The following is an 8,697-nucleotide window of genomic DNA, read 5'->3' on the forward strand; positions in this document are numbered from 1 at the left end:
AACAAAATAGTATCTCTTGGATTTATCAATGCGCTAAAAGTAATATTCCTTTAGATGAGGTTTTGAAAGCGTTAAAAGCTGCTTAAGGATTAGTGTAATCACCAACTGTAAAAAATTGTAATTAAATTTAATCATTTAGAGATAAAAGAGAAATCAACCATATCGTTAATTTTTCTTAACATATTATCTTTAGGGACTACTAAATTATATATTTCCATATAAGGACTTAAAATCATTTTGGGTTGCATTACCATGTGATTCACCTACTTATTTTTGATACATTAATTATATAATAAAAAGACATAATAATCATATTTTCAATGATTATTATATCTTCTTTTATAGATTTTTTGAAAAAGAGACTTTTTCAGTGGCCTCATATTAAGGCCATTGGTTTTGTAGTGGGAAGAAATATAAAGGAATTTTACTATGACAATAATAATATTAATTCAATGGGATTCGGAAGGAAAGTTTTGTGGAAGCACATATATGAAGACTCAGAAGATTGGATTAGAGTAGCTATTTTTCCTGAAGATATGAAGAATAATGTATATAACAATACACTTTATGAGGAATATTCTGCCAATGCTATAAAAAGAATAATAAGATTGATATAAGGGTGTGAGATTTAATTCTCATGCCCTTATTTTTTCTTTTGAAGGATATGGAAATGATGTAAAATATAGGTAATGTGAGTAAAAAATCCAATGAGGGAGAATTATAATGAAGAAGAAATTGGTAAAATTGTCAGAAGATGCAGAATTAATTAAATATAGTGTTCCTCAAACAGAATTAACTATCACAATAAGTAAGAAAGATAATAAATTAAGATGCACCAATGCACTTACAAGAAAACGTTATGACAAACTTTATTATCTTTATAATAATGAAGTTCTTATTGACAGAGATTTTACTTATTGTAGAATTATTGATTATAAAAATAATGTTGATTTCAAAGAGGATATTGATATTAAGAGAGAAGTGATTACTGAGCAATTAGAATTTTTATAGGTATTGTATCTAGTTAAAAGCAATAATGTAGAAGGATAGTGAGTAGTAAAAAGCTAATATGTCCATGAATTGATAGAAGTGGAGGAATAAAAATGATTAGAGATAAAGAGGTAGTTATAGAGAAATTAAATAATTTTATTGGATCTAAAAATAAAAACTGTTTAGTGGTGGGAACGAATGTCCAAATTAAATATAAAAACATAATTGCATATTTGAATAGTTTGAATCAACCTTTAAAGATATTAATCAGGATAAATAGTATGAAAAATTGTGAGTATATTTTAGGATTTAAAGCAAAAAGTGGTAAATCTATAAAGCACAGAAATCTCACTATTCATGTTGATAGTATGCAGGCTACATCACAAAGAAATACACATAGAAATTTTAATTGTGTATTAGTATACCCGATAGATAGTTTAAAGGGAATTAATGATAATAATATAAAAGATATTCTTAATTATAGAAATTCAGAAAAAATATTTTGGATAAGTAATTATGATTCTAAAGACTATTCGTATTTAAAGCATATTTGTAATGTAAAGGATGTAATTGAGATCAACAATAGTGATGATATTATACATAATAGAATACTAAACAATATAACTAGTAACAAAGAAGAAAGCGTTGATAAACTATTGGTTGAAAATTTAAACTACTATATAGTTGAAGAATCTATAGATAAAAAATATAATTTAGGTGGAATTCACACATCATCTATGAGTCATGAATTAATAATTGGCAGTTTTGATGAATATATATTCGGTGGAGGCAAGTCAAGTAAGAGATTCTGTATTAAAGTACTAGAGGAAAAGGAAAATGATAAATTTGTTTTATTAGTAAAGAAAGTTAAATAGATTTAATATTTTAGAAGAGGTTAAGAAATTTAAAATAATTCAAGTAAGAGAAGATATGCAGGGGGTACTAGATTTAGTTTAGTATCCTCTTTATAATGTTAAACTATAGATTTTCACTTAAAACTGACCCTTTTTTACAATTTCTTGCACTTAAAACTGATTACCTTATAGAATATATACTATGGTTAATATTAAAGCATAAATATACATAGCCGAGTTTGATATTGACACCAAACCTCTGTGGGAATAGGAGAATGCTACTGGGGCAATACCTGTAGTAAAGAGCATCGCTACGTATATGCTACACTTTGCCAAACTATTTCATATATAGCTATGGTTTTGATAATTTATAAATAAAGTCTTTTAACATGAAGGGGCCAATTTCAAGTGTTAACTGGGGGCGGTTTTAAGTATAAATCAACAGCCAACAACCAAAATGATTCAAAATAAGAAATAATAACCATTAATATTTGATATGATAAAATGCCATAATAAAAAGTGTTATTAATACAATTGACACATAGAAGGGAGTGTTTAAATGTGCAAGATTTGATGGAATTAACTAAAGAAAATTTATTAAAGTTAGGGATAATGAATATTGTTGCATATAGTAGAAAATCTAGACAAGACAAAAATCCAGAAGAAACTATGATTAAACACAAACAAGATCTAATGGATTTTCTTAATCCATTGGGTATTAAATATAAAATAAAAGAAGAAATTGGTTCAAGTGAAGATATTAGTAGTCGCATTGTATTATCAGAAATATTAGAAAAATCAGAAGAAGAAAAAATAGATGCTATATGTTATGTTAATCAATCTAGGCTTTCGAGAAGTGTTGGAGATATTAATAGATTATTTAAATTTTTCAAGGCAAACAATGTTGTGTGTTTGGATTTAGATAAGCGTATTATACGAACATTTTCAGGACAAGCAGTAGACGATGATGCTTTTATGCAAAGTGTTCTAGATGAAGCATATATTAGACAAGCTAAAAAAGTTTTAAATCAAGGAAGGCGAAGATCTGCCCAAAACGGTAATAGCTTAATTGCACGAATGTATGGATATGAAAGAAATTCGGAAACAAAAAAACTCCACATAGTAGAGGATGAAGCTGAAGTTGTAAGAAAAATGTACCAAATGTGTTTAGAAGGCGTAGGTACAAAAAAAATAGCAAATTATATTAATTCTAAAGGATATAGAAGTATAAATGGAAATGAATTTACTTATAAGCAAGTTTGGAGTGTATTAATTAATGAAAAATATAAAGGATGGAATATATGGAATAAAGAAAGTTGGACAAAAGTAGATGGGAAATGGACTGTTAAAAAGAATGATGTTAGCAAATGGATTATAGTCAAAGATTCTCATGAAGCAATAATTGATAGTAACACATGGGATAAAGTTGCAGAGGTATTAAGGGAAAAAGGTAAATTATCACCAAAACAAAGAAATAATTTAACTTGGGCAAGTGGTTTATTTACATGTGCAAAATGTGATAGAACACTTACTATATTTAAAAGAAAAGATAGTCTATATTTACGAGCTTGTCAAAAGCAAGATTTGTCAACAGGGCAAAGAGTTTGTAATGTTAGTGGTGGAGTTATAACAGATTTTGAAGTTAAATTAATAAATGATTTAAAAAAATATAAAGTTGAAATAAAAAATGAATTAAAAAATATGAAACCTCCTAAATCTAGAGATTTCAAGACAGAAATAAAAAAGATGCAGAAGGATATTGAAAGTATAGAATCACAAATGGATACTTTGATGGATTTATTAGAGAAAGGAATTTACACTCCTAAAATGTTTAGTAGTAGATACAAAAAACATGAAGAGAGTATTAAACAATTAGAGGAACAATTAGAAAAAATTAAAGAAGAAGAAATAAAGCAAATATCTCCAGTGGGACAAATGAAAAATACTATAGATCAAATAGACAATGTTTTAGATAATATTAGAAATGACGATGAGTCTAAACGTAATCTATTATGGAAAAGTATAATTGACACAATAGTTTGGGATAAAGAAGGTAGAAATGGTGAAGTAAATATTGAAGTAATTTTTAAATAGCGTAACATAAGATACAGAATTTAATATTACTCTTTGGTATCATTGGATTATCAATAAACAATGAATATAAAAAATATTTTAAATATAAGGAGTGATATTTAGTGTTTTGTTATCAATGTCAGGAAGCTGCTAAGGGCGTAGGATGTAGTAAGGTTGGTGTATGTGGTAAGAGTGCTGACGTTGCCAACTCTCAAGATTTATTAATATATGTAGTAAAGGGAATTGCCGTATATGCACAAAAATTAAGAGAATTAGGTCAAAGTGATAAAGAAGTAGATAAGTTTATAGTGGATGGATTATTCACAACTATTACTAATGCAAACTTTGATAGAACTAATATAATTAAGAAAGTACAAAAGGGATTAGAAATCAGAGATGAATTAAAAGCTAAGCTAGTAAAAGCAGGAGTAAAAGTGGACGGAACTACAAATTCAAACTGGTTATCTAAATTTATGGAAATTATAGGGCTTGGAGCTAAAGAAGAAGTTAAATTAGCAGACCCTGCTATTTTTAATGGAGAATCTTTAGATGAATTAAACGAAAAAGCTAAGACAGTAGGAATTCTTGCTACTGAAAATGAAGATATTAGATCATTAAGAGAATTATTAACTTACGGACTTAAAGGGATGGCTGCATACTTACATCATGCAAATAACTTAGGTTATGATAGTGATGAAATCCATGGATTCATAGAAAAGGCACTAGTGGCTACTTTAAATGATGAACTAGGTGCAGATGATTTAGTAGGATTAACTCTAGAGTGTGGTAAATTTGCTGTGGATGTAATGGCATTACTTGATAAAGCTAATACGGAATCTTATGGTCATCCAGAAGTAACTAAGGTAAATATTGGAGTTAGAAATAACCCAGGAATATTAATCAGTGGTCACGATTTAAATGATTTACAACAATTATTAGAACAAACTAAGGGAACTGGAGTAGATGTGTATACTCATAGTGAAATGTTACCAGCTCACTACTACCCAGCATTTAAGAAGTATGATCACTTTGCAGGAAACTATGGAAATGCATGGTGGAAGCAAAATGAAGAATTTGAAAAGTTTGGTGGACCAATATTAATGACTACTAACTGTCTAGTAGCACCAAAGAAATCTTATGCAGATAGAGTTTATACTACAGGAGTAGTAGGATTTGACGGACTTACACACATTCATGAAGATGAAAATGGAAAGAAAGATTTCTCAGAAATTATAGAGCACGCTAAGAAGTGCGAAGCTCCAGTTGAAATTGAAAAGGGAGAAATCGTTGGTGGATTTGCACACAACCAAGTAATGGCTGTGGCTGATAAAGTGGTAGAAGCTGTTAAGTCTGGTGCTATTAAGAAGTTCTTCGTAATGGCAGGTTGTGACGGAAGAATGAAGAGTAGAGATTACTACACTGAATTTGCAGAGAAATTACCAAAGGATACGGTTATCTTAACGGCGGGATGTGCAAAATATAAATACAACAAGTTAGATTTGGGAGATATTGGTGGAATTCCGAGAGTATTAGATGCAGGTCAATGTAATGATTCTTACTCATTAGCAGTAATAGCACTTAAATTAAAAGAAGTATTTGGCCTTGAAGATATTAATGAATTACCAATTGCATACAACATTGCATGGTATGAGCAAAAGGCTGTAACAGTATTACTTGCATTACTTCACTTAGGAGTTAAAAATATTCACTTAGGACCAACATTACCAGCATTCTTATCTCCTAATGTGGCGAAAGTATTAGTAGATAACTTTGGAATCGGTGGAATTACAAACGTAGATGATGATTTAAAAATGTTCTTAGGATAATAAAATCAGGTCCCTCAAAGGAGGGGCCTGATTTTTATTAAATTATAGAATTATAAAAGAAAATTTGCATAAACATATTTAAGAAGGTGTGTGTTGGTATAGATTTATTGATTATAAACTTGCTTTATGTGTGCCTATTTCAGGAAAATATATTGAAAATCTTTTCCACCCAAGTCCTTGTCACAAGCGAAAGTGTGAATCTTCGTATATAGGTTCATGTGTCATGTTGGAGTAGCATAAGATGTTGTGACGTTCCAGGGTTCCAAAGATTTTCAATATATTTTCCCTTATAGGCAAGTTACTGTATAAAACAAATTTAAAACCAATAAATCTATAAAACACCCTTGACAAAGGGTACATTTTAAAAAAAACTAATTATTTTTTACGCAATAATTTATATATGCTATGGCGAATTTATGTATAATATTAACATATATGTAATAATTTTAGAATAGATTAGTAGTAATATTCTAAAATTTTCAATATTTTCTATTCTATCATATACATCTATGTATGATACTACATATAGAGCCAATGAGTTTCTGGCAAAATACTCATGCTACTATATTTCAATTTAGACAATAGTGCCCTTTATATTCTCCGAAATCACATTAGATCAAGAAATAGCTAAAAATACATCTGAAAAAGTAATACATCTATACAATTATCCCTTTGAGATATAATATACTTTTAGAGAATTAAAGCATTTAATTGGCAGATGTAGCTATCAATTTTGTTATAAGAGTATGCCCAAATTGAACAAGTATACTAAAAAGCACCAACCTCAACCCATTGAAAAAATAACATGTAAAGAATATTATCTAAATTAGATGCAATAGAAGTAAATATAATATTTACTTCTATTGCAATGTGACTTTTTCAAATCATTTCATTAAAGTTTTCAAAGAATATATGTACTCCAAGTTTTAAGTTTTTAAGAAAAAAAATAGATAATGTTTCACGTGAAACATTATCTATTTTTGTAAGAACTCTAATATTCTATCTAATTCTTCATCACTATAATACTCAATTTCTATCCTTCCCTTTTTCTTCCCCTTAACTATATTAACTTTAGTTCCTAATAAACTCTTTAAATTATCTTCTAAATCCAATAGGGTAGGGTCCTTTTTCCTTTGAACTTTTTCCTTAGTTTCCTTTTCTTCTAATAGATCATTTACAAGCTTCTCTAATTCCCTAACAGATAAATTGTTTTCTATTACATTTTCCATTATGTCCCTTTGTACATTTTCATCTGTAAATCTCAATAATACCCTAGCATGTCCACTTGTTATTTTATCTCTAATTACTTCTTCTTTCACAAATTGGGGTAAGTTTATTAATCTAATAGTATTAGCTATATAAGATCTACTTTTACCTACAGCAGAAGATATGCTTTCTTGAGTCAAATTATACTTATCCATTAGATTTTTATAGGCGATGGCCTCTTCTATAGGATTTAAATCTTCCCTTTGTAAGTTTTCAATTAAAGCAATTTCCACCACATCTTGTTCTTCTACATTTTTGATTATACAAGGTATTTCCTTTAGATTTCCAATTTTAGCGGCTCTAAATCTTCTTTCTCCTGCTATTATTTCATATTCACTGCCCATACTTTTCACTATTATAGGTTGAATTACACCATGCTTTTTTATGGAATCTGAGAGAATATCTATCTTCTCTTCATTAAAATATTTTCTAGGTTGATCCTTATTAGCTTTTATTTTATTTATGTCTATTTTTAATATACTATTTTTAGGTTCATCTGATTTCTTATTACTTTCTGGAATAAGGGCATTTAATCCTCTACCTAGTCCTCTCTTTCCTTTAGCCAACTATATCACGTCCTCTTCTAATTCTAAAAATTCTTCTGCAAAGTCATTATAAGCTTCTGCTCCCTTGGATCTTGGATCATATTCTATTACAGGTAGTCCATGGCTAGGCGCTTCTGCTAGTCTAACATTTCTAGGTATTAGTGTAGTATATACCTTTCCTCTAAAATATTTTTTAACTTCATCAACAACCTGTATGGATAAGTTAGTACGTCCATCAAACATACTAAGAACTACTCCCTGAATCTCTAATTTAGGATTCAAACTATTTCTTACTAATTCTATAGTATTCATAAGTTGACTAACTCCCTCTAGGGCATAATATTCACATTGTATAGGAATTAACACACTATCTACAGCTGTCAATGCATTGATTGTCAATAATCCTAATGATGGGGGACAATCTATAAATATATAATCATATTCATCCTTTACACTATCTATAGCCTTTTTCAAAATTATTTCTCTATTTTCTAAAGTAGTAAGTTCAATTTCTGCTCCTGCTAACTGAACACTAGAAGGGATTAAGTGTAAATTGTCAAATTCCGTATCTATTATTACTTCTGAGGCTTCCATTTCTTCTAATAGAAGATCGTACATGGTATTTTCTAAGCTGTTTTTATCTATTCCAAAACCACTAGTTGTATTTCCTTGAGGATCTATATCTATTACTAGTATTTTTTTATCCTTTTGTGCAAGGCAGGCACTTAAATTCACATTTGTTGTTGTCTTTCCAACTCCACCCTTTTGGTTAAAAACTGCAATAACTTTACCCATATTTATCACCCCGAAAAATATTTATTAATTATTATAAATTTCGGTAAAATGTATGATTATTCCTTCTTTTTCATCTATTCTTTTATTTGTTATATTTTTTCATTGTAGGGAATAGGAATAATAGTATGAAAAGAACATATGGGAGGTTAGCAACTCTTAAGTTAAACTTGTAAAAATATATAAAAATATATTGATTTTTACAACTTGGTCAATTACGATATATGTAAGAGGTGATTAAGTTGAAGTATTTATCAATAGCAGAAATGTCTAAAAAATTAAATGTGTCAGCACAAACATTAAGGAATTGGGATAAAAACGGTAAATTAAAACCACATCACACTACTGATA

Annotated in this window: 8 protein-coding genes; 6 read left to right on the forward strand and 2 right to left on the reverse strand. The window is 28.9% G+C overall.

The genetic code is table 11. The features are described 5' to 3' along the window. Positions 1-350: 350 nt before the first annotated feature. From N4A57_RS04735 to hcp, 5 genes are all read left to right on the forward strand, one after another. Positions 351-617, forward strand: a complete 267-nt coding sequence (locus N4A57_RS04735; protein WP_293656447.1) for a hypothetical protein — start codon at positions 351-353, stop codon at positions 615-617. A 106-nt stretch (positions 618-723) separates the two neighbouring features. Then, positions 724-1,011, forward strand: coding sequence for a hypothetical protein (locus N4A57_RS04740; RefSeq protein ID WP_293656449.1), 288 nt, complete (start codon positions 724-726; stop codon positions 1,009-1,011). Positions 1,012-1,103: 92 nt separating this feature from the next. Next, the gene (locus N4A57_RS04745; protein ID WP_293656450.1) at positions 1,104-1,865 is read left to right on the forward strand and encodes a hypothetical protein; all 762 of its coding nucleotides are present in this window, start codon (positions 1,104-1,106) and stop codon (positions 1,863-1,865) included. A gap of 540 nt (positions 1,866-2,405) precedes the next feature. Next, the gene (locus N4A57_RS04750; protein ID WP_293656451.1) at positions 2,406-3,938 is read left to right on the forward strand and encodes a recombinase family protein; all 1,533 of its coding nucleotides are present in this window, start codon (positions 2,406-2,408) and stop codon (positions 3,936-3,938) included. A 101-nt stretch (positions 3,939-4,039) separates the two neighbouring features. Then, complete coding sequence (gene hcp / locus N4A57_RS04755) at positions 4,040-5,743, forward strand: hydroxylamine reductase (protein WP_293656453.1); 1,704 nt, start codon at positions 4,040-4,042, stop codon at positions 5,741-5,743. A 974-nt stretch (positions 5,744-6,717) separates the two neighbouring features. Here the strand turns inward: hcp and N4A57_RS04760 are convergent. Together N4A57_RS04760 and N4A57_RS04765 are read right to left on the reverse strand one after the other, a co-directional pair. Further along, complete coding sequence (locus N4A57_RS04760) at positions 6,718-7,575, reverse strand: ParB/RepB/Spo0J family partition protein (protein ID WP_293656455.1); 858 nt, start codon at positions 7,573-7,575, stop codon at positions 6,718-6,720. Continuing rightward, positions 7,576-8,349 (reverse strand): ParA family protein, encoded by a 774-nt coding sequence (locus N4A57_RS04765; protein ID WP_293656456.1) that lies wholly within the window; start codon positions 8,347-8,349, stop codon positions 7,576-7,578. It lies immediately after the preceding gene. A 239-nt stretch (positions 8,350-8,588) separates the two neighbouring features. Here N4A57_RS04765 and N4A57_RS04770 point away from each other — a divergent pair. Then, positions 8,589-8,697: MerR family DNA-binding transcriptional regulator (locus N4A57_RS04770; RefSeq protein ID WP_330671451.1), on the forward strand; the 109-nt coding region annotated here is incomplete at its 3' end.

This window comes from Anaeromicrobium sp. (genome assembly GCF_025210435.1).
Classification (GTDB): domain Bacteria; phylum Bacillota; class Clostridia; order Peptostreptococcales; family Thermotaleaceae; genus Anaeromicrobium.

Coding starts and splice junctions, on each gene's coding strand:
- N4A57_RS04740 (WP_293656449.1), top strand. CDS start 724: ATGAAGAAGAAATTGGTAAAATTGTCAGAAGATGCAGAATTAATTAAA.
- N4A57_RS04745 (WP_293656450.1), top strand. CDS start 1,104: ATGATTAGAGATAAAGAGGTAGTTATAGAGAAATTAAATAATTTTATT.
- N4A57_RS04765 (WP_293656456.1), bottom strand. CDS start 8,349: ATGGGTAAAGTTATTGCAGTTTTTAACCAAAAGGGTGGAGTTGGAAAG.